At 67.5% G+C, this 26,736-nt stretch carries 27 protein-coding genes; 6 read left to right on the forward strand and 21 right to left on the reverse strand.

Translation table 11 applies throughout. From position 1 onward, the window contains the following. Positions 1–145: 145 nt before the first annotated feature. Positions 146–808 carry an RlmE family RNA methyltransferase gene (locus tag DIE13_RS23835; protein ID WP_096502756.1) on the reverse strand — a complete coding sequence of 221 codons (663 nt, stop codon included), beginning with the start codon at positions 806–808 and terminating at the stop codon, positions 146–148. 193 nt (positions 809–1,001) lie between these two features. On the opposite strand from DIE13_RS23835, the gene DIE13_RS23840 reads away from it, so the two are divergent. Then, entirely contained in the window at positions 1,002–1,529 is a 528-nt protein-coding gene (locus DIE13_RS23840; RefSeq protein WP_124829573.1) for a YhbY family RNA-binding protein, read from the forward strand. Positions 1,530–1,580: 51 nt separating this feature from the next. On the opposite strand, the gene DIE13_RS23845 is transcribed toward DIE13_RS23840, so the two are convergent. From DIE13_RS23845 to gloB, 8 genes are all read right to left on the reverse strand, one after another. Next, on the reverse strand, positions 1,581–2,039 hold the full coding sequence (locus DIE13_RS23845; protein WP_124829574.1) for a DUF4149 domain-containing protein: 459 nt from the start codon (positions 2,037–2,039) through the stop codon (positions 1,581–1,583). 14 nt (positions 2,040–2,053) lie between these two features. Next, the gene (gene greA / locus DIE13_RS23850) at positions 2,054–2,530 is read right to left on the reverse strand and encodes a transcription elongation factor GreA (RefSeq protein ID WP_027784079.1); all 477 of its coding nucleotides are present in this window, start codon (positions 2,528–2,530) and stop codon (positions 2,054–2,056) included. 118 nt (positions 2,531–2,648) lie between these two features. Beyond that, positions 2,649–5,903: a carbamoyl-phosphate synthase large subunit gene (gene carB, locus DIE13_RS23855; protein ID WP_124829575.1), complete on the reverse strand. Its 3,255-nt coding sequence runs from the start codon at positions 5,901–5,903 to the stop codon at positions 2,649–2,651. A 59-nt stretch (positions 5,904–5,962) separates the two neighbouring features. Further along, on the reverse strand, positions 5,963–6,622 hold the full coding sequence (leuE, locus tag DIE13_RS23860; RefSeq protein WP_124829576.1) for a leucine efflux protein LeuE: 660 nt from the start codon (positions 6,620–6,622) through the stop codon (positions 5,963–5,965). 37 nt (positions 6,623–6,659) lie between these two features. Further along, positions 6,660–7,805 carry a glutamine-hydrolyzing carbamoyl-phosphate synthase small subunit gene (gene carA / locus DIE13_RS23865; RefSeq protein ID WP_124829577.1) on the reverse strand — a complete coding sequence of 382 codons (1,146 nt, stop codon included), beginning with the start codon at positions 7,803–7,805 and terminating at the stop codon, positions 6,660–6,662. 363 nt (positions 7,806–8,168) lie between these two features. Continuing rightward, positions 8,169–9,401 (reverse strand): nitrate/nitrite transporter, encoded by a 1,233-nt coding sequence (locus DIE13_RS23875; protein ID WP_124829578.1) that lies wholly within the window; start codon positions 9,399–9,401, stop codon positions 8,169–8,171. Between the two features lie 161 nt (positions 9,402–9,562). Further along, a complete protein-coding gene (locus DIE13_RS23880) occupies positions 9,563–11,146 on the reverse strand; it encodes a transglycosylase SLT domain-containing protein (protein WP_124829579.1) in 1,584 nt (527 codons plus the stop codon). Positions 11,147–11,297: 151 nt separating this feature from the next. Continuing rightward, positions 11,298–12,104 (reverse strand): hydroxyacylglutathione hydrolase, encoded by an 807-nt coding sequence (gloB, locus tag DIE13_RS23885; RefSeq protein WP_124829580.1) that lies wholly within the window; start codon positions 12,102–12,104, stop codon positions 11,298–11,300. A gap of 18 nt (positions 12,105–12,122) precedes the next feature. On the opposite strand from gloB, the gene DIE13_RS23890 reads away from it, so the two are divergent. Genes DIE13_RS23890 through dnaQ form a run of 3 tightly spaced genes read left to right on the forward strand, consistent with a single transcriptional unit; the run spans position 12,123 to position 14,148 of the window. Beyond that, complete coding sequence (locus DIE13_RS23890; RefSeq protein WP_124829581.1) at positions 12,123–12,935, forward strand: class I SAM-dependent methyltransferase; 813 nt, start codon at positions 12,123–12,125, stop codon at positions 12,933–12,935. Next, positions 12,932–13,375, forward strand: coding sequence for a ribonuclease HI (rnhA, locus tag DIE13_RS23895; protein ID WP_096502780.1), 444 nt, complete (start codon positions 12,932–12,934; stop codon positions 13,373–13,375). Before DIE13_RS23890 ends, rnhA begins: the two co-directional genes overlap by 4 nt. 38 nt (positions 13,376–13,413) lie before the next feature. After that, positions 13,414–14,148, forward strand: coding sequence for a DNA polymerase III subunit epsilon (dnaQ, locus tag DIE13_RS23900; protein ID WP_124829582.1), 735 nt, complete (start codon positions 13,414–13,416; stop codon positions 14,146–14,148). A gap of 34 nt (positions 14,149–14,182) precedes the next feature. On the opposite strand, the gene DIE13_RS23905 is transcribed toward dnaQ, so the two are convergent. Then, positions 14,183–14,515, reverse strand: coding sequence for a YnfA family protein (locus tag DIE13_RS23905; RefSeq protein WP_124829583.1), 333 nt, complete (start codon positions 14,513–14,515; stop codon positions 14,183–14,185). 540 nt (positions 14,516–15,055) lie between these two features. Here DIE13_RS23905 and proP point away from each other — a divergent pair. Beyond that, on the forward strand, positions 15,056–16,540 hold the full coding sequence (gene proP, locus DIE13_RS23910; RefSeq protein ID WP_124829584.1) for a glycine betaine/L-proline transporter ProP: 1,485 nt from the start codon (positions 15,056–15,058) through the stop codon (positions 16,538–16,540). Between the two features lie 107 nt (positions 16,541–16,647). Here the strand turns inward: proP and DIE13_RS23915 are convergent, their stop codons facing one another. Beyond that, positions 16,648–16,845 carry a hypothetical protein gene (locus DIE13_RS23915; protein WP_096502972.1) on the reverse strand — a complete coding sequence of 66 codons (198 nt, stop codon included), beginning with the start codon at positions 16,843–16,845 and terminating at the stop codon, positions 16,648–16,650. 231 nt (positions 16,846–17,076) lie between these two features. Continuing rightward, a complete protein-coding gene (locus DIE13_RS23920) occupies positions 17,077–17,706 on the reverse strand; it encodes a glutathione S-transferase family protein (RefSeq protein ID WP_124829585.1) in 630 nt (209 codons plus the stop codon). Between the two features lie 169 nt (positions 17,707–17,875). On the opposite strand from DIE13_RS23920, the gene DIE13_RS23925 reads away from it, so the two are divergent. Next, entirely contained in the window at positions 17,876–19,099 is a 1,224-nt protein-coding gene (locus DIE13_RS23925) for a polyhydroxyalkanoate depolymerase (RefSeq protein ID WP_124829586.1), read from the forward strand. On the opposite strand, the gene DIE13_RS23930 is transcribed toward DIE13_RS23925, so the two are convergent. The 9 genes from DIE13_RS23930 to mdcA all read right to left on the reverse strand — a co-directional run bounded on the left by DIE13_RS23930 (position 19,086) and on the right by mdcA (position 26,657). Then, the gene (locus DIE13_RS23930; RefSeq protein WP_244097733.1) at positions 19,086–19,754 is read right to left on the reverse strand and encodes a phosphoribosyltransferase; all 669 of its coding nucleotides are present in this window, start codon (positions 19,752–19,754) and stop codon (positions 19,086–19,088) included. The genes DIE13_RS23925 and DIE13_RS23930 overlap by 14 nt on opposite strands. 180 nt (positions 19,755–19,934) lie before the next feature. After that, positions 19,935–20,456: a phospholipase D-like domain-containing protein gene (locus DIE13_RS23935; protein ID WP_124829588.1), complete on the reverse strand. Its 522-nt coding sequence runs from the start codon at positions 20,454–20,456 to the stop codon at positions 19,935–19,937. Between the two features lie 150 nt (positions 20,457–20,606). Then, positions 20,607–21,539: a malonate decarboxylase subunit epsilon gene (mdcH, locus tag DIE13_RS23940; RefSeq protein ID WP_124829589.1), complete on the reverse strand. Its 933-nt coding sequence runs from the start codon at positions 21,537–21,539 to the stop codon at positions 20,607–20,609. After that, positions 21,536–22,408 (reverse strand): triphosphoribosyl-dephospho-CoA synthase MdcB, encoded by an 873-nt coding sequence (gene mdcB / locus DIE13_RS23945; protein WP_124829590.1) that lies wholly within the window; start codon positions 22,406–22,408, stop codon positions 21,536–21,538. The genes mdcH and mdcB overlap by 4 nt, the downstream gene beginning before the upstream one ends. Beyond that, a complete protein-coding gene (gene mdcG, locus DIE13_RS23950; RefSeq protein ID WP_124829591.1) occupies positions 22,405–23,073 on the reverse strand; it encodes a malonate decarboxylase holo-[acyl-carrier-protein] synthase in 669 nt (222 codons plus the stop codon). The genes mdcB and mdcG overlap by 4 nt, the downstream gene beginning before the upstream one ends. After that, the gene (mdcE, locus tag DIE13_RS23955; protein WP_124829592.1) at positions 23,060–23,767 is read right to left on the reverse strand and encodes a biotin-independent malonate decarboxylase subunit gamma; all 708 of its coding nucleotides are present in this window, start codon (positions 23,765–23,767) and stop codon (positions 23,060–23,062) included. The genes mdcG and mdcE overlap by 14 nt, the downstream gene beginning before the upstream one ends. Further along, positions 23,754–24,689, reverse strand: coding sequence for a biotin-independent malonate decarboxylase subunit beta (locus DIE13_RS23960; protein WP_124829593.1), 936 nt, complete (start codon positions 24,687–24,689; stop codon positions 23,754–23,756). Before DIE13_RS23960 ends, mdcE begins: the two co-directional genes overlap by 14 nt. Then, complete coding sequence (gene mdcC, locus DIE13_RS23965; RefSeq protein WP_124829594.1) at positions 24,686–25,000, reverse strand: malonate decarboxylase acyl carrier protein; 315 nt, start codon at positions 24,998–25,000, stop codon at positions 24,686–24,688. The genes DIE13_RS23960 and mdcC overlap by 4 nt, the downstream gene beginning before the upstream one ends. Positions 25,001–25,010: 10 nt before the next feature. Next, positions 25,011–26,657: a malonate decarboxylase subunit alpha gene (gene mdcA / locus DIE13_RS23970; protein WP_124829595.1), complete on the reverse strand. Its 1,647-nt coding sequence runs from the start codon at positions 26,655–26,657 to the stop codon at positions 25,011–25,013. Between the last annotated feature and the right edge of the window lie 79 nt (positions 26,658–26,736).

Genomic DNA, 26,736 nt, shown 5'->3' on the forward strand with positions numbered 1-26,736 from the left:
GACGAGCGCCTACATTTTCCTTGCGGCGCTCCTCGGTCATTCTAATCCAGTCCGACCACCCTCGCCATAAGCATTGACAACCGCCGCGATAGCGATTCGCTTGTCAGGCAAGGGCCGGAGCCCGTTTGCGGCACCCCGCTCCGCATTACCGCGGATGCTTCAGTTGCCGACCCAAAATGAACGTTTCGGACGATTTGTCGCGGGACGCCTTCGGCTTGCGCGGCGCGACGACCTTAAACTGCTGTTTGAACTTTTCAACGATCTGGCTGTAGCCGCTGCCGTGGAAACACTTCACCAGCAGCGCCCCGTCCGGCTTCAGGTGGTTCTGCGCGAATTCGAGCGCCAGATCGCACAGATGTTCGATGCGCGCCGCGTCCGCCGAAGCCACACCGGAGAGGTTGGGGGCCATGTCCGAAATAACAAGGTCCACCGAGCGGCCTTCGAGCACTTCTTCGAGCTGGTGGAGAACGGCGTCCTCGCGGAAGTCGCCCTGCAGGAAGTGAACGTCGGCGATCGGCTCCATCGGCAGGATGTCGAGCGCAACGATCGTGCCATCGATGCCGCCTTCGCGCTCCGCGTCACGCTTCTTGCCCTGCGCGAGCTTGTTGCGGGCATACTGGCTCCAGCTGCCCGGCGTCGCGCCGAGGTCGACGATCACCTGGCCCGGACGGATCAGCTTGTCCTGCTCGTCGATTTCCTTCAGCTTGTACGCGGCGCGCGCGCGATAGCCCTCCCGCTGCGCCATTTTGACGTACGGGTCGTTGATGTGGTCGTGCAGCCAGTGCTGGTTAAAGCGGTTTTTTGCCATTCGAGAGAGAGATTGCTGCTATTTGCTTCGTGAAGCCGTGCTTTTGGCGGATAATACGCGTCTTCTTCGCGCGGCTGCGGCCCTTTCAAGGCCCAAGCCGCGATTTTACGTGGTTTCGGCGCGCGGCTGACGCGGTAACTGTCCGCGGTTTACACCCAACGCAGTGCGCCCTTATTTAGATTCCGATATTTCCATGCCCGCCCTTTCGCTTTCCCCCGCCGAGCGCTCCGCGCTGCGCTCCCAGGCCCATGCGCTCAAGCCCGTCGTGCTGATCGGCGCCGAAGGGCTCACCGACGCCGTGCTGAAGGAAATCAAGGTGCACCTCGCCGCGCACCAGTTGATCAAGATCCGCGTGTTCGGCGACGAGCGCGATGAGCGCGTCGCCATTTACGACGAGATCTGCGATCGCCTGAACGCGGCGCCGATCCAGCACATCGGCAAGCTGCTGGTGATCTGGAAGCCCGAGGCTACCGAGGCCGCCCCGACCCGCGGTCGCCGTGCCGGCACCCTGCCGAGCGCGGCCGAGGCCGTCGACGACAAGAAGGGCCGTGCACCGCGCACCGTCAAGGTCATCAAGGTGTCGCCGAACGCGAGTCCCGTGCGTCGTCCGAAGCCGACGAAGGTCGTCGTGCGCGGCAACGAGCGCGTGACGGCAGGCGGTACGGTGAAGCGTGCGAAAAAGCGCCAGGCCAGCACGAAGCGGCCGCACCAGGGCAAGTAATGCTGCTGCGCGGCACGGGAACCCCCGTGCCGCCCTGCCCCCCCGCGACGCTCAGGCGTCGCGCGCGGGCAAACGCCAGATCAGCATCAGACCCAGCACGCTCTCGACCAGATAGAACAGGCTCGAGACACCGTGCAGCATCCCGAAGCGGCTCGCATACGGCGAGTTCGCAATATCGGTGCCCGAGTCCATCGCGGCCACCCGCAGCGCGTTCATGAACGGCTGCAGCGCGAAATACCCGACCAGCACGCACACGACCATCGCGGCGATGATCCAGCGCACGCGACGATAATCGCCGCTGCCACGCCGTATCTGTTGATTCGACAATGCGAGCAGCAGCACGCCGCATACGACACCGAGGATCGCCTCGATGCGAAACAGCTGGGCGGCGACCGTACCGGCCGTCATCCGCTCCAGCGTCTTGAACAGCACGGGCGCGACCGCATACCCGATCGTCAGCAGGCTGCCGACCCATACGGTCGACAGCAGACGGAACACGCGATGCGGCATCACGTCGCTCCGCTTCAGACGTAGCTGACCGAGATGATTTCGTATTCGCGCACGCCGCTCGGTGCCTGCACCGCTGCGACGTCGCCTTCGCTCTTGCCGATCAGTGCACGCGCGATCGGCGAGCTCACCGAAATCAGGCCGTGATCGATATCGGCTTCGTCGTCGCCGACGATCTGGTACTTCACGGTGTCGCCCGACTCGAGATCCTCGAGTTCGACCGTCGCGGCAAACACCACGCGGCCGTCGGCGTCGAGCACGGTGGGATCGATGATTTGCGCGGCGGACAGTTTCGATTCGAGTTCCGCGATACGGCCCTCGATGAAACCCTGCTTTTCTTTCGCTGCGTCGTATTCGGCGTTTTCGGACAGATCGCCCTGTGCGCGGGCCTCCGCGATCGCGTTGATCACGGCCGGCCGCTCGACGGACTTGAGGCGCTGCAATTCATCGCGCAGTTGCTCTGCGCCACGCTTTGTCAACGGAATGGTACTCATAAACGGCTCAATCGCTAAAAACGGCTATAAAAAAAATCACCGCGATTAAGCGCGTTTCCGGCGAACCGGAAACACCGCTTAACCGCGGCACGTGTTGCTTCGACAGGTAACTGACTGCTTAGTTTAGGCGAGCGTGAAGACCTTGTAAATCATAGACTTCCAGATCCTTCAGGTAGCGCAGGCCCTCGACGGCCGCGCGCGCGCCCGACATCGTCGTGTAGTACGTGACCTTGTGCGCCTGCGCGCTCATGCGGATCGAACGCGAATCGGCGATCGCCTGGCGCGTCTCGTCGACCGTCGTGAACACGAGCGCGATCTCGCCGTTCTTGATCATGTCGACGATGTGCGGCCGGCCGTCCTTCACCTTGTTGACGACCTTCACCGGCACACCGGCCGCTTCGATCGCGGCAGCCGTACCCTTGGTCGCAACGATCGGGTAGCCGAGGTCGTGCAGCATGCGCGCGACTTCGACGGCCTTCGGCTTGTCGGCGTCCATCACGGTCAGCAGCACCGTGCCCGACTCCGGCAGGCGCGAACCGGCCGCGAGTTGCGACTTGAACAGCGCTTCGCCGAACGTCTGGCCGACACCCATCACTTCGCCGGTCGAACGCATTTCAGGCCCGAGAACCGGATCGACAGCCGGGAACTTGACGAACGGGAACACCGCTTCCTTCACGCTGAAGTACGGCGGCTCGACTTCCTTCGTCACGCCCTGCTGCGCGAGCTTCTGGCCGACCATCGCTCGCGCCGCGATCTTCGCGAGCGGCAGGCTGGTCGCCTTCGACACGTACGGCACCGTGCGCGATGCACGCGGGTTCACTTCCAGCACGTAGATCACGTCCTGCTTCGAACCGTCCGCCTGCGGCACCTGCTGGATCGCGAACTGCACGTTCATCAGGCCGACCACGTTCAGCGCCTTCGCCATCGCGCCCGTCTGGCGCTTCAGCTCGGCCACGGTTTCCTTCGACAGCGAGTACGGCGGCAGCGAGCATGCCGAGTCGCCCGAGTGAACGCCCGCCTGCTCGATGTGCTCCATCACGCCGCCGATGAACACTGCCTCGCCGTCGCAGATGCAGTCGACGTCGCATTCGATCGCATCGTTCAGGAAGCGGTCGAGCAGCACCGGCGAATCGTTCGACACCTTCACGGCCTCGCGCATGTAGCGTTCGAGGTCGCGCGGCTCGTGGACGATTTCCATCGCGCGGCCGCCCAGCACGTACGACGGGCGCACGACGAGCGGGTAGCCGATTTCGGCCGCCAGCGCGAGCGCCTCTTCTTCGGCGCGCGCGGTGCGGTTCGGCGGCTGGCGCAGGCCGAGGTCCTGCAGCAGCTTCTGGAAGCGTTCCCGGTCTTCGGCCGCGTCGATCATGTCCGGCGACGTGCCGATGATCGGCACGCCGTGCGCCTCGAGGTCGAGCGCGAGCTTCAGCGGTGTCTGGCCGCCATACTGGACGATCACGCCAACCGGCTTTTCCTTGTCGACGATTTCGAGCACGTCCTCGAGCGTCAGCGGCTCGAAGTACAGGCGGTCGGACGTGTCATAGTCGGTCGACACCGTTTCCGGGTTGCAGTTGACCATGATCGTTTCGTAACCGTCCTCGCGCATCGCGAGGGCCGCGTGCACGCAGCAGTAGTCGAACTCGATACCCTGGCCGATCCGGTTCGGGCCGCCGCCCAGCACCATGATCTTCTTGTTGGTGGTCGGCTGCGCCTCGCACTCTTCCTCGTAGGTCGAGTACATGTAGGCCGTCTTGGTCGCGAACTCGGCCGCGCACGTGTCGACGCGCTTGTAAACCGGGCGCACGTTCAGTTCGACGCGACGCTTGCGGACGTCTTCCGGCGACGCGCCGAGCAGCTTCGCGAGGCGGCGGTCGGAGAAGCCGCTCTGCTTCAGGTAGCGCAATTCGTCGAACGTCAGCGACGCGAGCGTGCGGCCCGACAGCGCCTTTTCCTTCAGGATGATCTGCTCGATCTGCGCGAGGAACCACGGATCGATCGCGGTTTCCGCGAAGATCTCTTCGGCCGTCATGCCGATGCGGAAAGCATCGCCGACGTACCAGATGCGGTCCGGGCCCGGCTCGTGGATCTCGATCGCGATCTCGTCGCGGTCGGTCGACTTCTCGTCGAGACCGTCGACGCCGACTTCGAGGCCGCGCAGCGCCTTCTGGAACGATTCCTGGAACGTGCGGCCGATCGCCATCACCTCACCGACCGACTTCATCTGCGTGGTCAGGCGCGAATCGGCTTCGCGGAACTTCTCGAACGCGAAACGCGGGATCTTCGTGACGACGTAGTCGATCGTCGGCTCGAACGATGCCGGCGTCTGGCCGCCGGTGATTTCGTTCTTCAGCTCGTCGAGCGTGTAGCCGACCGCCAGCTTCGCCGCGACCTTCGCGATCGGGAAGCCGGTTGCCTTCGATGCGAGCGCCGACGAACGCGACACACGCGGGTTCATTTCAATGACGACCATGCGGCCGTCCTTCGGGTTTATCGAGAACTGCACGTTCGAGCCACCCGTGTCGACGCCGATCTCGCGCAGCACCGCGAGCGATGCGTTACGCAGGATCTGGTATTCCTTGTCGGTGAGCGTCTGCGCCGGCGCGACCGTGATCGAGTCGCCAGTGTGCACGCCCATCGGGTCGAGGTTTTCGATCGAGCACACGATGATGCAGTTGTCGGCGCGGTCGCGCACGACTTCCATCTCGTATTCCTTCCAGCCGAGCAGCGATTCCTCGATCAGCAGTTCACGCGTCGGCGACAGGTCGAGGCCGCGCTTGCAGATCTCTTCGAACTCCTCGCGGTTGTACGCGATGCCGCCGCCCGAGCCGCCGAGCGTGAACGACGGACGGATCACGACCGGATAGCCGCTGCCGCCGGTGTACTCCATGATCTCGGCGTGCACCTTGGTCGCTTCTTCCATCGAGTGCGCGATGCCCGACTTCGCGGAACCGAGACCGATCTTGGTCATCGCGTCCTTGAACTTCTGGCGGTCTTCCGCCTTGTCGATCGCTTCCGGCGACGCGCCGATCAGCTCGACGCCGAACTTTTCGAGCACGCCGTGGTGGTGCAGGTCGAGCGCGCAGTTCAGCGCGGTCTGGCCGCCCATCGTCGGCAGGATCGCGTCCGGGCGCTCCTTCTCGATGATGCGCGCGACGACTTCCCACGTGATCGGCTCGATGTACGTGACGTCGGCCGTGTTCGGGTCGGTCATGATCGTCGCCGGGTTGCTGTTCACGAGGACGACCTTGTAGCCCTCTTCACGCAGCGCCTTGCAAGCCTGCGCGCCCGAATAGTCGAACTCGCAAGCCTGGCCGATGATGATCGGGCCGGCGCCGATGATGAGGATGCTTTTGATGTCTGTGCGTTTTGGCATGGCTTGTGAATTCAGTAAGTAATCTTTGTCGTGGCGTTATCGCGGATCGGCGGCCGCGCTCAGCTCATGGTGGCGAGCGCCAGCTTCACCGAGAAACCGATGAACAGGCCGCCCACGCTGCTCGCCGCGCCCGCCGCGAGCTTGCGGCGGCGACGGAAATGCTCGGCGAGCCGTGCTCCCGCGAAGATCAGCGTGCTCAGGTACAGGAAACTCGCGCATTGCGCGATCGCTCCGAGCACGACGAACGACAGCGCGGGATGCGGGAATGCCGGGTCGACGAACTGGATGAAGAACGAGATGAAGAACAGGATCGCCTTCGGATTCAGGAGGCTCACGACGAGTGCCTTGCGAAACGGCCGCTCGCCGTCGACCGCGCGCGGCGCGTCGGCCGGCTTGCCGGCCGGCGTGCGCAGCTTGTGCCACGCGCCGCGCAGCATCCCGGTGCCGATGTACAGCAGGTACGCGGCGCCGCCGTACTTGACGACGGAGAACAGCAGCGGATTGGCCCTCAGCAGCGACGCGACGCCCGCGGCGGACAGCACCATCAGCACCGTGTCGCCGAGGAACACGCCGCAGGCCGCGCGATAGCCGGTCTTCACGCCGCGCTGCGCCGCGAGCGACAGCACGTACATCGAGTTCGGCCCCGGCAGCAGGATGATGAAGATCACGCCGAACACGTAGGTCCAGATATCCGTGATGCCGAGTGCGTGGCCGAACATGATGCGAATCTCCCGTTCTTCGGTTGCTTCGGTTGCGTCAGGCGTTGCGCTGCTTCGCCGCGTCCATCAGTGCGATGAAACGGTCGAACAGATAGCCGATGTCGTGCGGGCCGGGCGACGCTTCCGGGTGGCCCTGGAAGCAGAATGCCGGCTTGTCGGTCAGCTCGAAGCCCTGCAGCGTGCCGTCGAACAGCGACACGTGCGTCACGCGCGCGTTGGCCGGCAGCGAATCCGCGTCGACCGCGAAGCCGTGGTTCTGCGACGTGATCACCACGCGACCGTCGCCGAGATCCTTCACCGGGTGGTTCGCGCCATGGTGGCCCGTCTTCATCTTCAGCGTCTTGGCGCCGACCGCGAGGCCCATGATCTGGTGACCGAGGCAGATGCCGAAGGTCGGCACGCCGCGCTCGATGAATTCCTTCGTCGCCGCGATCGCGTAGTCGCACGGCTCCGGGTCGCCCGGGCCGTTCGACAGGAAGATGCCGTCCGGATTCAGCGCGAGCGCGTCGGCGGCGCTCGCCTCGGCCGGCAGCACCGTCACGTGGCAGCCGCGCTCCGCGAGCATGCGCAGGATGTTGTACTTGACGCCGAAATCGTACGCGACGACGCGGTACTTCGGGGCTTCCTGCATCCCGTAGCCGCTGCCGAGGCGCCATTCGGTCTGCTTCCACTCGAACGGCTTCGCGGTCGACACGACCTTCGCGAGATCCATGCCCGCGAGGCCCGGGAACGAGCGCGCGAGCTCGATCGCCTTCGCCTCGTCATCCGAGCCGGCCAGGATGCAGCCGCTCTGCGCGCCCTTGTCGCGCAGGATACGGGTCAGCTTGCGGGTGTCGATGCCGGCGATGGCGACGACGCCTTCGTCGCGCAGGTAGTCGCCCAGCGTGCGGTCCATGCGGAAGTTCGATGCGAGCGTGGGCAGATCACGGATGATCAGGCCGGCGGCATGGACTTTCGTGGCTTCGACGTCTTCGGCGTTGACGCCGTAGTTGCCGATATGCGGGTAGGTGAGCGTGACGATCTGACGCGCATAGCTCGGATCAGTCAGGATTTCCTGATAGCCGGTAATCGCGGTGTTGAACACGACTTCACCGATCGTGTGGCCTTCGGCCCCGATCGAATAACCACGAAAGACCGTGCCGTCGGCGAGTGCAAGCAAGGCGGGAGAAAAAGACGGCAACACGGAAGGCTCCTTGGGGAACACCCTGCTGCCGACCTGTTTATCCTGCCGCGCGAGCGCCGCGCAGCGTAGGCGCGCGGAATCGCTAGCGGGACGCGACCTGCGTTGTCGAGACGCGAACCCGGCGCGTGGCGCATGAGGCTTCGCGGCGTCGCCCGACAGGCGGCGTGCGGCGGATGAACGGGATGAGTGAGGTAGGCGCTAGGGTGCGAGGTTGATCAGCACAAACTTTCAAATTATAGCCCGAAAATGACCTTATCTTCAATCGATATGGCCGTCCGATCATGAATACGGCGTGCGCGCCGCCGCGTCAGTCGCACGCGGCACGCGTTGCTGCGGCCCCGTTTTTCGCGACCGCCCTACCCGTCAGCGTACCGCCGGATCGGCGTGCTTGCCAGCGCGGCGCGCGGGCCACACATACCAGACCGCGCTCGCCAGCTGCAGCGCGAGCAGCACGCTCCACGCGGTAACGTGCGCCGTGACCGGGTAATGGCCGTCGACGGCCGGCCAGTGCGACAGCACTGCGCCGATGCCGATCTGGAACGCAAAGATCAGCACGAAGATCACGAGCGTGAGCGTCGTGTTCGCGCGCCCGATCAGTTGAGCCGGGAAGTGACCGGCCAGCACCGCGTAGGTCAGGATCCCGACGCCGCCGAACATTCCGTAGGCTGCCCACAGCACGGCCGGCGGCAGCGGCACGCGGGCGATGATCGCGACCTGCGTGGCGACGAACAGTGCCATGCCGACTCCGCAAAACGCCTGGACCGACACCCCGCGCCGCTCAAGCACGCGGGCCGCGGCGCCGAAGCCGACGCAGCCCGCCATCATCGCGAAGCCGAGCACCGACACGAGCCCTGCGGCGTGCTGCGCATCGAACCCCGCGACATCGCGCAGGTACGGCCCGACCCACAGCGACTGCATCGCGTAGAACACACCCTGCGTGACGATCGAGAACGACGAGATCTTCCAGAATGCGCCGCTGCTCAGGATGTGCCACGTACCCTTGAACTGGCTGACGAGCCCGCCCTGGTGGCGCGGCGGCTCGGCTTCCGGCGCACCCAGACCGATCGCGGCCGCGACGGCGATCGTCAGCACCGCCAGTCCGCCGCAGATTACGCGCCAGCTCGTCAAGCCGAGCAGCCAGGTCAGCGGCGAGCCGACCGCGACACCGCCCAGGCCGCCCACGGCCATCACGAGACCGTTGACGAGCGGCAGCCGGCCAACCGGGAAATGCTGCGCGAGCGCCTTGAACGCCGCACCAAGGCATACCGAGACACCGACACCGATCAGGAGCCGGCCGATCATCATCGTGCCGAGATCGTGCGCGACGCCGAATACCGCCGCGCCGGCCGCCGCGAACAGCAGCATGCCGGCCGTCACGCGGCGCGGGCCGAAGTGGTCGAGCAGCACGCCGGCCGGAATCTGCGCGCCCGCGAAGCCGAGGAAATAGAGACTGGTGAGCAGCCCGAGATCGGCCGCCGACAGCCCGAGTTCGTGCGTGACGAACGGCGCAAAGCCGAGATTGACGCCACGAAACACGTACGACACGAAATACCCGAGCGCAAACAGCGCGAGTACCCTCACCTGCACCGACGACATCCTCTCTCTCCTGTTGTTATTCCGAACCCGGTGAAGCAGCGGCTCGCGCCGCGCACAAACGAAAACGCCGTCACCTCGGTGACGGCGTTGCTTCGCGTTTCGTCGAATGACAGTGCGCGTCGCGTGGCGCGGCCGGACTGCCGCGACGCGATTGTATCGCGTTACTTCTTCTTGCCCTTGTGGGTGGCAGCCTTCGGTGCAGCCTTGGCCGGCGCAGCCTTCGTCGGAGCCGCCTTGTTACGGGCCGCCGGCTTCGCGGCACCGTGCTTCGTGCCGCGCGACTTGCCGCCGACCGACAGGCTCGCACGCTCGATATGCGCGCCGCCGACCGACGTCGCGATCCGCTCCGGACCCGGCTCGGCCGGCACCGCGCGGCCGACCGGCACGTGCAACACGATCGCCTGACCCGGCATCACCAGATCGCGGTGCGTGCGGTTCCATGCCTTCAGCTGACCGACCGACACGCCGTAGCGGCCGGCAAGCGCCGCCATCGACTGCTTGCGACGCACGCGAATCAGCATCTTGCGCGTGTCGGGCACGTCGGGCTCCATCGCGAGCACGGCGTTTTCCGCCACATCCGCACTGATGTCCTCGTCGTCGTCGTCGCTGCGCGGCACGACGATCGTCGAGCCCGGCTTCAGGCGCATGCCGGCCGGAATCTTGTTGACCGACATCAGCGTATCGGCGTCGACGCCGATCTTCTCGGCAATCGCAGCCGGGCGCGCGCGCTCGCTGACCGTGTAGGTGGTCCACGACGACAGCTGGCCGTTGTACGCCTTCAGGTTCTTCTCGAACGCCGCCGCGTTGTCGAACGGCAGCAGGATCTGCGGCTCGGTCGCGCCCAGGATCACCGGCTTCGAGAACGACGGGTTCAGCGAGCGGAACTCGTCGAGCGACAGGTTCGCGAGCTTCGCGGCAACCGCGACGTCGATGTCGTGCGACGTGGTGACCGTCACGAAATACGGGTGGTTCGGAATGTCCGGCAGCGTCAGGCCATATTGCTGCGGATTCGCGATGATGTTCTTCACCGCCTGCAGCTTCGGCACGTAGTTGCGCGTCTCGTTCGGCATCCGCAGGCTCTGGTAGTCGGTCGGCAAGCCGGCCGCCTGGTTGCGTGCGATCGCGCGCTGCACGTTGCCCTCGCCCCAGTTGTACGCCGCCAGCGCGAGATACCAGTCGCCGAACATGTCATGCAGGCGCGACAGATAGTCGAGTGCCGCGCTCGTCGACGCGAGCACGTCGCGTCGTTCGTCCTGCCACATGTTGCGCTTCAGGTTGTACGTGCGGCCCGTGCCCGGCATGAACTGCCACATGCCGGCCGCCTTCGCGACCGACAGCGCCTGCGGGTTGTACGCGGATTCGATGAACGGCAGCAGCGCGAGCTCGGTCGGCATGTGGCGCGCTTCGAGTTCCTCGACGATGTGGTACAGATATTTCTGCGAGCGCTCGGTCATGCGCTGCACGTAATCCGGGCGCTGCGTGTACCACGTCGTCTGCATGTCGACGAGGTCGCTCTGCAGATCCGGCATCTGGAAGCCGCGACGAATGCGCGCCCAGAGATCGGTGTCTGCACTGGTCAGGTCGCCGACGGATTGCTTGTCGACATCGACAGTTTCTTTGGCGGTGGCTGATTTACGGAGGTAGGTGGACGTCGCCTGCGAATCGGCGGCGTTGTTCGCGACAGGGCCCTGGCTCGCACAAGCGGCGAGTAGCAGGACCATCAGCGCGCTCAATATAAGTCGCATGAAAATCTCGGCTTCCGACGGCTGGAAATTGCAGGCGATACTACGGAAGTGCGTGCTTCACGTCAATAAAAACACCGAAAACTCAGCGAAATCCTACATTTGGAGCAATTTTTACAGATACAACCTGAGCTTTGGAGTCCTCCGGAATGCGTCACCGGAAACGGTTTTTCCACTCGCGCATCAGCGTGAAGGCCGCGAGGCGATCCGGCACCGTTTCGTGAAGCTCGGCTTCGAGCGTCGCACGAATCGCATCGCTGCCGGCCCGCATGAACGGGTTCACCGCGCGCTCGTGCGCGATCGTCGTGGGCAGGGTCGGCACGCCGCGCGCGCGCAGCGCCTGCGCATCGTCGCGCCATGCGGCGAGCGCCGCGTTTCCCGGCTCGCACGCGAGCGCGAAGCGGATGTTCGACAGCGTGTATTCGTGCGCGCAATGCACGCGCGTGTCCCCCGGCAGCGCCGCGAGCGCGTCGAGCGACGCGAGCATCTGTGCGGGCGTGCCTTCGAACAGGCGGCCGCAACCGCACGAGAACAGCGTATCGCCGCAGAACACATGCGGGGTCGCGGCGCCCCGCCCCGCCGCCTGGAAGTATGCGATGTGGCCGCGCGTGTGACCCGGCACGTCGAGCACGTCGAAGGCGAGCGCGGGCGCGTCGAGCGTCACGCGATCGCCGCCCGCGAGCGGCTGCGTGACCACGCCGATCGCTTCTGCCGCCGGGCCGTAAACGGTCAGCGGCACATCGTCCGGTTGGCTATCGCGCAGTGCCGCGACACCGCCGACATGGTCGGCGTGATGGTGCGTGAGTAAAATAGCGGTCAACCGCCAGCCGCGTTCGGCAAGAACCCGACGCACCGGCGCGGCTTCACCCGGATCGACGGCGATTGCATCGCAGCCGTCCGAGACGAGCCAGATGTAGTTGTCCTCGAATGCCGGTACCGGCACGTATTCCAGCTCGTTCATGGGCGCGCAATCATCGTTATGTCTGACCGACAAATTATAGACTGGCCCGCCTGGACCGACTCGCCGCCCGGCCGCTACGTACTGGGCTGGGAGCAGGCGCAGCTCGACCGGATCGTGTCCGACGTCTTCGGATTTCACGCACTGCAGCTCGGGCTGCCGCAGCTCGACGCGTTGCGCGAGAACCGCATGCCGTATCGCGGGCTCGTGCTCGATCCGGCGAGCGGCGCGAGCGCGCCGTACCAGTACCCGTGGGCGCGCGAAGCGCACGCGCCGGAGCATGCGCCGGCCGATCGCAGCACAACCTGGTGCGATCTGCTCGACCTGCCGTTCGAGTCGCAAAGCGTCGACCTGATCGTGATGCCGCACACGCTCGAATTCACGTCCGACCCTCACCGCCTGCTGCGCGAGGCCGAACGCGTGCTGATGCCGGAAGGCCAGCTCGTGATCACCGGCTTCAATTCGCTGAGCCTGTGGGGGATGCGGCAATCGTTCGGCCGGATGGCCAATCGGCCGTTCGTGCCGGCCGCGCGCGACCAGATCGCGTTCATCCGGCTCAAGGACTGGATCAAGCTGCTCGGCTTCGATCTGGAGCGCGGCCGGTTCGGCTGTTACCGTCCGCCCCTCGTCACCGACAAATGGCTTGCCCGCTACGGCTTCATGGAAGCCGCCGGCGACCGCTGGTGGCCGATCTTCGGCGCCGTCTACATGGTCACGGCCGTCAAGCGCGTGCGCGGCATGCGCCTCGTCGGCCAGATCAGGAAGAAGAAGCCCGTGCTCGCGCCGGGCCTGACGCCGGCGGCCACCCCGACCACCCATCAAGAACACTCATGACCACCGACACCATCGACATCTATACCGACGGCGCCTGCAAGGGCAACCCCGGCCCTGGCGGCTGGGGCGCGCTGCTGCGCTACGGCGACCGCGAAAAGGAACTGTTCGGCGGCGAGCCCGACACGACCAACAACCGCATGGAACTGATGGGCGTGATCGCCGCGCTCGAGGCGCTGAAGCGGCCGTGCCGCGTGATCGTCCATACCGACTCGCAATACGTGCAGAAAGGTATCAGCGAGTGGATCCACGGCTGGAAGAAGAAAGGCTGGGTCACCGCGGCGAAAACGCCGGTGAAGAACGCCGACCTGTGGAAGCGGCTCGACGCGCTCGTCGCGCAGCACGAGGTCGAGTGGCGCTGGGTGAAGGGCCACGCCGGCCATCCCGAAAACGAACGCGCGGACGCACTCGCGAATCGCGGCGTCGAATCGCTCACGGCCTGAGCCCAGGCCGCCCTACTGTCTTTCCCGATTTACCTGACATGCGCCAGATCATTCTCGATACCGAAACCACCGGCCTGAATCCCCGCACGGGCGATCGCCTGATCGAAATCGGCTGCGTCGAGCTGCTGAACCGGCGGCTCACCGGCAACAACCTGCACATCTACGTGAACCCCGAGCGCGAAAGCGACCCGGGCGCGCTGGCGGTGCACGGCCTCACGACCGAATTCCTCAGCGACAAGCCGAAATTCGCCGAAGTCGCCGACCAGATCCGCGACTTCGTGAAGGGCGCCGAGCTGATCATTCACAACGCGCCGTTCGACCTCGGGTTCCTCGACGCGGAATTCGCACGGCTCGGCCTGCCGCCGTTCACCGAGCATTGCGGCGGCGTGATCGACACGCTCGTACAGGCCAAACAGATGTTCCCGGGCAAGCGCAACTCGCTCGACGCGCTGTGCGACCGTTTCGACATCAGCAACGCACACCGGACACTGCACGGCGCACTGCTCGACTCGGAGCTGCTCGCCGAGGTCTATCTCGCGATGACGCGCGGCCAGGACAGCCTCGTGATCGACATGCTCGACGACGTGGATGCTGCCGGCGCTGCCGCGAACGGCCAGCGCGTATCGCTCGCGTCGCTCGACCTGCCCGTTCTCGCCGCGAGCGACGACGAGCTCGCCGCGCACCAGACCCAGCTCGACGAGCTCGACAAGTCCGTCAAGGGCACCTGCGTGTGGCGCAAGAGCGCCGACGCGGACACCGCCGCGGCCGCCTGACGCGGCGCCACGCCGGCCACGCCCGCAGCCGCGCTCACGCGCGCGGCTGCAGCGCGATGACGGCCATCCCGCCGAGCGCGAGCACCGCGCCAGCCACGTCCCAGCGGGTCAGCGCGACACCGTCGACGACCCGCAGCCAGATCAGCGCCACCGCGATGTACATGCCGCCGTACGCTGCGTACGTGCGCCCCGCCGCGCTCGGATGCAGCGTCAGCAGCCACGCGAACAACGCAAGCGACAGCGCGGCCGGCACCAGCAGCCACATGGGCCGTCCGCCCTTCAGCACGAGCCACGGCAGGTAGCAGCCGACGATTTCGGCCAGCGCAGTGACGGCGAACAACGCCGCGATCTTCATCAGTTCGGTCATCCGGTTCCTCGCAGATTCGGCCCCCGTCCCGAGGGCGGCGCGACCCCGCCGCACGCCGCCGATCATACCGGAGCCGGTCGCCCCGGAAGCCCCACCACACGGGGGATTCCGGGGCAATTTGCGCGATCGTCCGTCATCGTGCTATCATGTCGCCTGTTTCAACATTCAATCTCTGTCTATTCGATTTCGAAAGAAGTCCGTCCGCGCGTTGCGGGCCGGTACTTCGACCGAAATTGCATCCACAGGAAAGCCCGCCCGACAGGCCCGCTTTTCTCGTTTCGTTGCCCCTCCGGGGCGCTTGCCGGAACGCCGGACATTGGTCCGCACCGGCATCTGCCGCTCGCATCACGCGGCCCATTCTTCATGAGCGCACCGTCGCGACGGCCCATCGGGCCCGCGTCGAAGCAGTCCCTTGCAGCTTCTTGCCGCCCGATGTGCAGTAAGTGCTTAAAGGCTTGCCCCGACGCGCAGCACGCGACATCGCGCTTGCCGGCAAACCGTGTCGGACGGCCCGCCCGTTCGGCGCAGTCAAAGGAGTGCATGACCTTGACCGCAACACACGTCAGCCCGACCGCTGCTTCTTCCTCCCCGTCGTCCGCCGAGGCCCCGCTCGTCGCGGACGACATTACCGTCGTCGACCAGAGCCTGCTCAAGCGCGCCGTCAGCGCGATGGCCATCGGCAATGCGATGGAATGGTTCGACTTCGGCGTCTACAGCTACATCGCCGTCACGCTCGGCAAAGTGTTCTTCCCGTCCAGCAGCCCGTCCGCGCAGTTGCTCGCGACTTTCGGCACGTTCGCGGCCGCGTTCCTCGTGCGCCCGCTCGGCGGCATGGTGTTCGGCCCGCTCGGCGATCGCATCGGCCGTCAGCGCGTGCTCGCCGCCACGATGATCATGATGGCCGTCGGCACCTTCGCGATCGGCCTGATCCCCAGCTACGCGTCGATCGGCATCATGGCGCCGATCCTGCTGCTCGTCGCCCGCCTCGTGCAGGGCTTCTCGACCGGCGGCGAATACGGCGGCGCAGCCACCTTCATCGCCGAATTCTCGACCGACAAGCGTCGCGGCTTCATGGGCAGCTTCCTCGAGTTCGGCACGCTGATCGGCTATGTGATGGGCGCCGGTGTCGTCGCACTGCTCACCGCGTCGCTGTCGCAGGAAGCGCTGCTGTCGTGGGGCTGGCGTGTGCCGTTCCTGATCGCGGGCCCGCTCGGCCTGATCGGTCTGTACATCCGGATGAAGCTCGAGGAAACGCCCGCGTTCAAGCGCCAGGCCGAAGAGCGCGAAGCGCAGGACAAGGCCGTGCCGAAGACGCGTTTCCGCGAAACGCTGATGCGCAACTGGCGCGCGCTGCTGCTCTGCGTCGGCCTCGTGCTGATCTTCAACGTGACCGACTACATGGTGCTGTCGTACCTGCCGAGCTTCATGTCGTCAACGCTACACTTCGACGAGTCGCACAGCCTCGTGCTCGTGCTGATCGTGATGGTGCTGATGATGCCGCTGACGCTCGCCGCCGGCCGCCTGTCGGACAGGATCGGCCGCAAGCCGGTGATGCTCGCCGGCTGCGTGGGCCTGCTCGTGCTGTCGATCCCGTCGCTGCTGCTGATCCATGCGGGCACCACCGCGTCGGTGTTCGCCGGCCTGCTGATCCTCGGCGTGCTGCTGTCGTGCTTCACCGGCGTGATGCCGTCGGCGCTGCCGGCGCTGTTCCCGACCGAAATCCGCTACGGTGCGCTCGCGATCGGCTTCAACGTGTCGGTGTCGCTGTTCGGCGGTACGACGCCGCTCGTCACCGCTTGGCTCGTCGACGTGACCCACAACCTGATGATGCCCGCGTACTACATGATGGGCGCCGCCGTGATCGGCATCGTGTCGGTCGTCGCACTCGCCGAAACCGCGCGCCAGCCGCTCAAGGGCTCGCCGCCGGCCGTCGCGTCGCGCCGCGAGGCACACCAGCTCGTGCGCCAGTTGCGCGAGGATGACGCCGCGGAAATCTACAGCGTCGGGTCGCCCGCCCGCGCCTGAACGTCGACAATGAAAAAGCCCCGGCCGAAGCCGGGGCTCGATCGAATCCGATCCGCCCGACCGGCTTGCGCCGGTCGGGTTTTTTTATATGCACGGAAGAGGCACGCTCATGCGTGCGCTTCGCAGTGACGGCAGAAGATCAGCGCGCGCGAGCGCGACACCGCGGCCTGCGCGCCACGCGCGGCGACGATCAGCCCGACCTGGCTCAGATTGAAATCGCGCTCGACCATCAACTGCGTCAGCGCGGCAAGCGGCAACACGACGGACGGGTGGTACAGGCTCGATTCGATCAGCGCTCTCATCATCGGCTCCATCAGGCAATACATATTCGATGGAGTGGATTCTAGGGACGGGACTCGTCCGGATAAACAGCGCGAATGCGAAGTCACTTGTCGGGAGCTGCGAACAATCGACGATTCCTTTGTCCGGCGGGGCCGAACGGGCGACGAGCGGCCGGCTCGGCAGCGCAAACGGACCGATGCAACGCGCACTTCCCGGCGCGGCGTCGCACGAAAGCAGGCAGCCACCCGCCGGCTTCAGTCCAGCGGCGTCTCGACGAACGCCTGCAACGCCTCGGCACGCGCCGAATGTGCTGCGAGCGCCGGATAACGTGCCGGATCGATCCGGCCGAGCGCCGGATACTCGGCGGCCATGTACTGCGTGAAGCGCCACGCGACCGCCACCGTCACGTCGGACTGCAGCAGGCGCGCGCCGCCGAGCCAGCCGCTCGCGGCCGCGACGAGCGGCTCGAGTTCGCCATACGCGCCCTCGAGTTGGCTCAACACGCGCTCGAGCCACGGTGCGTGTTGCTTGTCGGCCGGCCGCAGCGCCTGCTCGTATACGACCTGCACCGTTTTCTCGGCCGCCGCCAGCGCGAAGCCGACCGGCACGAGCGCGCGCAGCCGCGCATCGGCGGCGTCGGGCAGCAGGCGCCGCTCCGGCGCGACGCGATGGTCGAGGTAGTCGACGATCAGCGACGAGTCGATCAGTTTCGTGCCGTCGTCGGTCACAAGCGTCGGCGCCTTGACGACCGGGTTGATCGTCCGGAACCGGTCGAAGTGACGGAACACCGAGATCGACTCGTGTTCGAACGGCAGGTCGAGCAGCTTCGCCGAAATGGCGACACGGCGCACGAACGGGGAATCCAGCATGCCAATCAGCTTCATCGTAAACGCTCCGCTTGAGGGAATGGGACCGACGACTGTAGCAGCGCCGCGCGACACCGCCTAGCACGACGACGTTTAACCCACATCATTCGGTCACGTATCCGGCACCCGCTGCGCGTCTGGAGTGGCCATAATGCAGATTCACGCCTCTTCCGCATCAAGGTTCTCCATGTGGTATGCCGTCGTCGAGCAGCAGCGGGAATGGATGCGCGCATGGCGCGCGGCAACGCGTCACGCGTTCGATGCGTGGCCGGCCGCGACGCTGCCGCACACCGCGTCGTCGTGCTACGACGACCTGTTCGAGCCGCTGCTCGGGCCGCCCGCCAGACCGCCGCGCTTCGATATCCGGCGGCCGGCGGTCGACGAACGGCTGGTCGCGCGCACGCCGTTCTGTCACTTGCGGCGCTTCGCGCGCGAGGACGCGCTGCGCACGGTGCTGCTGTGCGCGCCGCTCGCCGGGCACGCGGCGGTGATGATGCGGGAGAGCGTCGAGACGCTGCTGGCCGACGGCGACGTGTGCGTGACCGACTGGGTCAATGCGCGCGACATCCCGGTCGCGTCGGGCCGCTTCGGGCTCGACGAGTACGTGGCGACGCTCGACGGCTTCGTCGATGCGCTCGTACAGAACGACCGGCCGCTACACGTCGTCGCCATATGCCAGGCGACCGTACCCGCGCTCGGCGCCCTCGCGCTGCGCGCCGCGCGTGGCCTGCCGCCGCCGGCGAGCATCACGCTGATCGGCGGCCCGCTCGACGCGCGCGTCAATCCGACGACGCTCGGCACCACCGCCGCGTCCCGTTCGCTGACGTGGTGTCGCCGCCACCTGATCGACATCGTGCCGCCCTGCTTTCCCGGCCACGGTCGGCACGTGTTCCCGACCTATCTTCAGCAAGGCGAGATCGCGCTGCTCTATCCGCAGCGCTTCATGCTGCTGATCGAGGACTACGCGCGCGCCGCGTCGCACTTCGACATGACGGGGCTGGCCGATGCGCGGCGCGCGCTGCGCGAATACACGGCGCTGCTCGACATGCCGGCCGAGTACTTCCTGGATACCGTCGATATCGTGTTCCAGCGGATGTGCCTGGCGAACGGCACGTGGGAGGTGGGCGGCCGGCGCGTCGAGCCGGCCGCGCTGCGCGGTGTCGCGCTCCTGACCGTCGAAGGCGCGTGCGACGCCGTCACCGGCGCGGGACAGACGCACGCGGCACTCGATATGTGCCGCGGCCTCGCGGCCGGCGAACGTCACCGCATCGATATCGCCGCATGCGACCACTACGGCTTGTTCACGGGCGCACGCTGGCGCGGCGACGTCCATCCGGCACTGCAGCGCGTGTTCGCGCTGGCCGAGGCCGTGCGCGCCGGAACGCGCCGGCGCGGGATCAGGCGAACGTAGCGCCATCGCCCCGCGCGCGGGCCGCGTCGAGCAGCGCGCGCACTTCGTCGTCCTCGGTCTGCTCGAAACGCGCGTAGAACTGACTGATCCCGCAGAACCGCAGCGGTTGCGACACCGTCACGAACGCGTCGGCGAGACCGCCGAACGCATGCCGCGCGCCGGCCGGCGCGATGGGTGCGGCGACCACGATGCGCGCCGGATGGCGCTCGCGCAGCGCCTGCAGCGCGACGCGCATCGATGCGCCGGTCGCGATGCCGTCGTCGACCACGATCGCGATGCGGCCGTCGACCGGCAGCGGCGGCCGGGCACCGCGATACAGCGCATCGCGGCGCTGCAGTTCGGCAGTCTCGCGCGCGATCACGCCGGCAAGCTGTGCGCCGGTCACGCCCAGCGCACGAATCTCCGAGTGCTGCAGGTAGACCGCCCCGCCGGTCGCGATCGCGCCCATCGCGAATTCGGGATCGGACGGCGCACCGAGCTTGCGCACGACCAGCACGTCGAGCGGCGCGCACAGCGCAACGGCGACCGGAAATGCGGCCGGCACGCCGCCGCGCGGCAATGCGAGCACGACGACGTCACGACGCCCCGCATAGTCGTGCAGCGCGTCGGCCAACTGGCGGCCCGCGTCCGCACGATCGGCAAAATACTCGGTCACGATCGGCTCCCTGCCGTGACGCCGGATCCGCGAAGCCCGCACCGGCGCCTGTCCAACGAGCATGGTGCATCGGCCACGCCGATGCAAGCGGGGTCGCAACCGCGTCGGCGAGATGCCGCTTGGGTTGAAGAAAGGCGGGAGCTTGAAGCGCTGTTCGTTCGAGCCTGCGGTTGCGACGGGTCAGAGCCCGGCCGCCTGCCGGTACAGCCGCCAGAACGACTGCGCATACGACTGGGCGAGCTCCGGCGCGCGCTGGAACACGTTCACCGTTTCCGCATGCGCCGCAGCGCCGTCGGACAGCGTCGTGAGCGCGACGCTGTCGTCGACGATCACGAAGCGCGGCGCAGGGTCGCCATGCCGCGAATCGATCGCCACGTCGATGCCGGCCGATTTCAGATAGCCCGCACCGCTGTACTTGCCGGCGTGCGACGAACGCACCAGCACGACACGCACTTCGGCCCCACGCGCGCGCGCCGCGCGCAGCGCCGCCGCGACCGCGGGCGGCACATATGCGTAGCCGGCCAGCAGCACGCGGCGCTGTGCCTGCCCGATCAAGTCGACAGTCGCATCGGCCGCCGCATTGTCATACGAAAAGTATGCGCCGACCGATCCGGCGTCGGACGGAATCGGGCTGGCGTGGGCGGTCGCGGCGCAGCCGAGCGCGGCGAAAAGGAAAACGACTGGTCTCATGGCGGGCGCCATTGTAGCGACACCAATTCGCGTGGCAAGCGCCGGCTGCAACGCTGCTGCGCCGGCGCAACACACAGCGCGCGACGGCCGGTGACCGGGCTGTTTCGGGCCCGATTTCCGAACCCGTTTCGCGGTGTTTTGGCAGTGCCGGCGTACCGCCCGTCAGCCGGCCGAGACGCGTGCCAGCCAGTTCGCGACGCCGTCGACGGAACGGAAATCCGCGACACTGCGCGCCGGCAGCGCCGGATACGCGCCGCTCGCCATCTCGGCCAGCGCGCGGCCGGGGCCGAGTTCGAGAAACGCGGTCGCGCCGGCCTCGACGCACGCGGCCAGGCAAGCCGCCCACTCGACCGGCTCCGCGATCTGCCGCGCGAGCTTGTCGAGCCCCGCGTCGACATCGAGCACCGATGCGCCGTCGACCCCCGAAAACAACCGCGTGCCCGACAGCGGCCGGCGCACGTTCACCGCAGCCAGCGACGCACGAAACGCGGGCACCGCCGAGGCGAGGCGGCGCGTGTGCGACGCGATCCGCACGCAGACGGGCGCGACGCGCAGCGCACCGCCGCGCGCCGCATCGTCGGCCACCGCGTCGACGTCGGCCTGGCACCCGGCAACCACGAACGCGTCGCCGGGATTGGCGATCGCGATCGCCGCATCACGGCCGTCGCACAGCTGCGCGAGCTGCGCGCGCGTCAGCCCGCGCACGAATGCCATCCGCTCGCCGCCGCCGCTCGCCGCATCCATCGCGCGTGCACGCGCATCGGCCAGGTCCAGCGCGTCGTGCGGATCGATCATCCCCGCGACACTCCACGACGCGACTTCGCCGACGCTGTAACCGGCGACGCAGCGACGGCGCGGCCATACCGCGTCGAGCAGCGCGGTCGCAGCGAGCGCCTGCACCGTGCAGAGAATCTGCGCGACGCGGTTCTCGCGCAGCGCGTCGGGTGCGGCGGTCCGCACCCAGTTGCGCGGATCGTCGCCGAGGAGCCGGCCGGCGTGCACGAACAGCGCATCGGCCTGCGGCGCCGTGCCGGTCAATTCGAACATGTCGGCGCGCTGCGCGCCTTGCCCCGAACACAGGATCGCCAGCGTCATCGCCCCTCCCCGTCGGCTTCGAGCGCATCGACGAACACGCTCATCGCCAGCAGGTCCGCCGCGCCGCCCGGGCTCAACCGGCGAGCGACGAACGCATGGTGCGCCGCGATCGCGTGCAACCGCCAGTCGCGGGCACGCACGCCGCCGCGCGCGACGAACGCACGTGCGGTCGCCCGCGCGAAATCGAGGCCGGCCTGACCGCCCCGGTGCAGCAAATTCGTATCGTCGAGCGCGGCGATCAGCGCGAAGCATGTGTCGACGCGCGCGGCGTGCGCGTCGCCCGGCATGCCGCGTTGCGCGCGGCGCAGTGCCGGCAATCCGACGCGGTAAACGGTCGTGAAGCCACCGGCCGCCTCGCGGCGTGCGCCGCCCACGCCATAGCGACGGCTCGCACGCTCGCCGTGGCTGTCGGGTAGCCGCGGGCCACCCAGGATCTCGGCGCCCCAGCGCTGCGCGACCCATGCGCCGAGCGTCGTCGTGCAGGCCGGGGCCGTTGTGCCGGACGCCATGCGGCGGCCCGCGGCCGCACACAACAGCCCCAGCCCGAAAATCGCGCCGCGATGCGTATTGACGCCGCCGGTCGCAGCAAGCATCGCGTGTTCCGCACGCAGGCCGATCTTGCGCAGCACGGTCATCTCCGCGTCGCGTGCGCCGGCGTCGGCCAGTTCCGCGAAGTACGGCCGCAAGACGGCCGCGCTGCGTTCGAACGTCGCGGCATCCATGTCCGCATGGCTGCCGCTATCGACGTGGCTGACGAGCCCCGGCTTCGGATAGGTCTCGATTTCCAGCACAAGGCTGCGCTCGGCAAGCCCGGCGATGCGCTCGGCATCGGACGGCGCCGGTGCGCGGCAAGCCGCCCAGGCATTCATTGCATGCCTCCCGTGAACGCGTCGGCCGACATCAATTCGACGGCGATCGCGGTCTTGACCGCGACTTCGGGCAGCCGCGCATGCAGCTCGCGCCAGTTCGCGCCCGCGCCGTCGCCGCGCAGCAGCTCGCCGTCGATGCGCATCGGCGCGCGCGCGTCGATGTCGGCCAGCCCGTCGAGCAACGGCGCGAGCGAGGCGGCGTCCGGCAGCGGAAAGACGATGTCGAGATCGGAGGATTCGCTCAGATAGCGCTCGCCCGTCAGCGCCTGCCACGCGAGACTGCCGAACACGCGGCCCTGCACGCCGCAGCGCGCGCCGAGCGCGTCCAGCTCGCGCAACGGCGCGCGCCATGCACCGGGCGCGGCGGCGAGTACGCCGGCCAGTGCAGGCAGCGGGCCGACCGACGCGAGCGCGTCGGCAGCGACGTTCAGCGCGACGCGCCGCTTGCCCGCGGAAGGCGGCAACGGCAAGCCGAGCGGCACGCGGCCGGCATCGGCTTCGTCCGGCGACGCGCGGCGTACGATGAGCGGCCAACCGCGGGCCGACCACGCCTGTACGAGCGGATCGGCCGCGAGCGCCGGATCGCGTGCACCCGCGTCGCGCCACCCGAACGCCGTCAGCGTGACGAGCGTGTGGCGGCGCAGCGGTATGTCAGCGCGCGGCACGCGCAAGTGCCTCGACGCGCTTCGCGACATCGGCGGCGACCGGCCGCCCGCGCGCCGCACGACCATCGACGCGCTCCGCCGGCTTGCCGAGCCATTCGCCCACCTGCGCGTCGAGCGCGCGGGCCGGATCGAGCACGGCGTCCACGGCGCCCATCTTCACGAGGTTGTCGAGCCCCGGCGCGAACACCGGCGTCGAGCGCGCCATCTCCTTCAGCACGTCGATCGGCAGCTTCGTCACGCGCGACATCGACGGCAGGTCCATCACTTCCGGTTCCGCACCCGGCACCGCGAGCAGCGTGCGCGTCGCGAGCGCGGTCGCGATGAATGCGCCCGCGGCCGTATGGCCGTACAGCAGGCCGATCGTCCGGTGCCCGGCGAACTCCGCGTGCATCAGGCATTTCGCGAGATGCGCCAGGCATTCGTTCAGCCCGAGCAGCTCGTCACGCTTGCTCATCCGCTGGCTGTCGCTGTCGACCAGCACGAGAATCGGCGTGTCGCCGCCGCGCTCGATCGTGTCGAGCACGTGCGATGCGAGCGTCACGGCTTCGTCGATGCCGAACTGCAAACGGTCGGCGACGCCGATCACGTCGACGCGCGTGCCGGCCAGTTCCGCGTGGCCCGTGAGCAGGCTGCCGGTTCGCCCAATCGAATGGCCTTTAGGGAACAGCGAGGTCAGTACTTCATCGAGCGTCATGCTTCGGCTCCTGTAACTGGTCGGCGAGCTTCGCGAATTCGTCGTCGGGCATGCCCGGAATCGCTTCCGCCTTGTCCGCGCCGAGCGCGCGCCACACGTCGAGCGCATCCTTGCATGCGCCGAACCGTTCGATGCGCGCTTCGAGACGCGCCTGCTCCGCGCGCAGCATCGCCGCATCGAACGTCGGCGCACGGCCGAGCAGTTCGAGCGCAGCCGCGCGAAACGCGTCGGGCGTGTCCGCGACGTAGCGATCCGCGCCGCCGATCAGGCGGCGGTGCTTGCCGCCCATCGTGCGCCAGATCAGCGCACGGTCCTTCGCATCGAATTCCTCGACGCCGCGATTGGTCTCGATCACTTCAGGCCCCGACACGCTGATGCGCCCTTGCTCGGACACCGCGAGCGCCGAACAGCACGCAGCGAGCAGGCCGCCGCCGCCGTAGCAGCCCGCGCGCCCGCCGATCAGCCCGATCACCGGCACGCCGGCCGCGCGCGCTTCGACAAGCGCGCGCATGATCTCGGCGATCGCCAGCTCGCCCGCGTTCGCTTCCTGCAACCGCACGCCGCCCGTATCGAACAGGATCAGCACGGGCATGCCGAGTTCGCGCGCCGCGCGCAGCAGCCCCGTGAGCTTCGCGCCGTGCACTTCGCCGAACGCGCCGCCCATGAAGCGGCCTTCCTGCGCGGCGACGAACACGGGCCGGCCGTCGAGCCGGCCGCGGCCGACCACCATCCCGTCGTCGAACTGCTGCGGCAGGCCGAACAGCGGCAGGTGCGGGCTCGTCACGCGTTCGCCCGGCCCGAGAAATTCGGTGAAGCTGCCCGCATCGAGCAGCCCGTCGACGCGCTGGCGCGCCGACGCTTCGTACCAGCTCGCGCCGTTCGCGACGAACGCCGGTGCATCGTGAATCACGTCGGTCATCATGCGTCCCCCTCGATCGCGCGCACAGCCTGCGCGAGCCGCAGCGACACCATGTCGGGCCGCGCGCCGCCGTCGTTGATCGACAGCTTCAGGCCGCCCGGTGTGCGCCGTTCGACGAAGTCCGACACGACGGCCTGCCATACCGCGCCGAAGCCGACCGCCGCGGTGCGGATGTCGATCTCGCATTCGTTGCCCGGCAGCACGCGCTCGACGAGCACTTCGAGATTGCCCGACGCGACCACGCCGACGAGCGCCGTGGCCAGTTCGCCCTTCGCGCGTTCGCGCGCGGTGAAGCGGTAGTTCAACTGTTCCATGCCCTCTTCCTCACCAGTTGCGGAACCGGGCCGGCGGCGCATACAGGCCGCCCGACCAGTGCACGAGATCCTTGATCGAGCGCGCGGCGAGCCAGCGGCGGTCGGCGTCGAGCGGATCGATGCCGAGATCCTCCGGACGGCGAATCACGCCGCGCTCGCGCAGGCGCTCGACCATCTTCCTGTCGCGGCCGCGGCCGACTTCCGTATAGCCGGCCACGCCGCGAATCGCATGCTCGCGCTCGTCCTTGTCGCGGCACATCAGCAGGTTCGCGATCCCTTCCTCGGTGACGATGTGCGTGACGTCGTCGCCGTAGACCATGATCGGCGCGAGATCGAGCTGCAGCTTGTCGGCGAGCTTCAGCGCGTCGAGCTTCTCGACGAACATCGGCACGTTCTTGTCGCCAAACGTCTCGCCGATCTGCACGACCAGCTTGCGGCCGCGCCGCAGCGCCGCCGGCGTGTCGGGGTCGGCTTGCGCGCCGGCCTTCAGCCACGGCTCGCTCGGATGGCGCCGGCCGCGCGCGTCGCTGCCCATGTTCGGCGCGCCGCCGAAGCCGGCGATCCGCTCGGCCGTGACCGTCGACGAATGACCGGACAGATCGATCTGCAGCGTCGAGCCGATGAACATGTCGCATGCATAGAGGCCGGCGGTCTGGCAGAACGCGCGGTTCGAGCGCAGCGACCCGTCGGGGCCGGTGAACCACACGTCGGAGCGTGCGCGGATGTAGTCGTCCATCCCGACTTCCGAGCCGAAGCAGTGGATCTGCTCGACCCAGCCCGATTCGATCGCGGGAATCAGCGTCGGATGCGGATTGAGCGCCCAGTGCGTGCAGACCTTGCCTTTCAGCCCCAGCTTCGCGCCGTAGGTCGGCAGCAGCAGCTCGATCGCGGCCGTGTTGAAGCCGATCCCGTGGTTCAGGCGCTTGATGCCGTACGGTTCGTAGATGCCCTTGATCGCGAGCATCGCGGTCAGGATCTGCGTCTCGGTGATCGCGGCCGGGTCGCGCGTGAACAGCGGCTCGACGTAGAACGGCCTGCCGGCCTCGACGACGAAATGCACGCGGTCGCCGGGAATGTCGACGCGCGGCACCTTGTCGACGATGCGGTCGACCTGCGCGATCACGATGCCGTCCTTGAACGCGGTGGCTTCGACGACGGTCGGCGTGTCCTCGGTGTTCGGGCCGGTGTACAGGTTGCCGTCGGCGTCGGCGCTGACCGCCGCGATCAGCGCAACCTGCGGCGTGAGGTCGATGAAGTAGCGCGCGAACAGCTCGAGATACGTGTGCACCGCGCCGAGCGCGATCTTGCCGCCGAACAGCAGCTTCGCGATCCGCTGCGACTGCGGGCCGGAATACGCGAAATCGAGCCGCTTCGCGATCCCGCGCTCGAACACGTCGAGATGCTCGGGCAGCACGACGCCCGACTGCACCATGTGCAAATCGTGCACCTTCGCGCTGTCGACGTCGGCAAGCGCGGTTGCGAGCAGGTCGGCCTGTTTCTGGTTGTCGCCTTCGAGGCAAACGCGGTCGCCGGGCCGCAGCACCGCTTCGAGCAGCGCGACGGTGTCGCGCGCATCGACCCGCTTGCCCTGCGCGTACGCCGCGCCGGCCGCGAGGCGTGCATCGCGCGCCTGCCGCGCGTGATTCCATCCCGTCATGAACAGTTCTCCCGCTTCGATGGTTCAGCGGCATTCTAAGCCTGGCGCCGCCGCCGATTGATGATGTTGACGAATGCGA

Origin of the sequence: Burkholderia sp. Bp9016 (assembly GCF_003857765.1) — a bacterium.
Classification (GTDB): Bacteria; Pseudomonadota; Gammaproteobacteria; order Burkholderiales; family Burkholderiaceae; genus Burkholderia.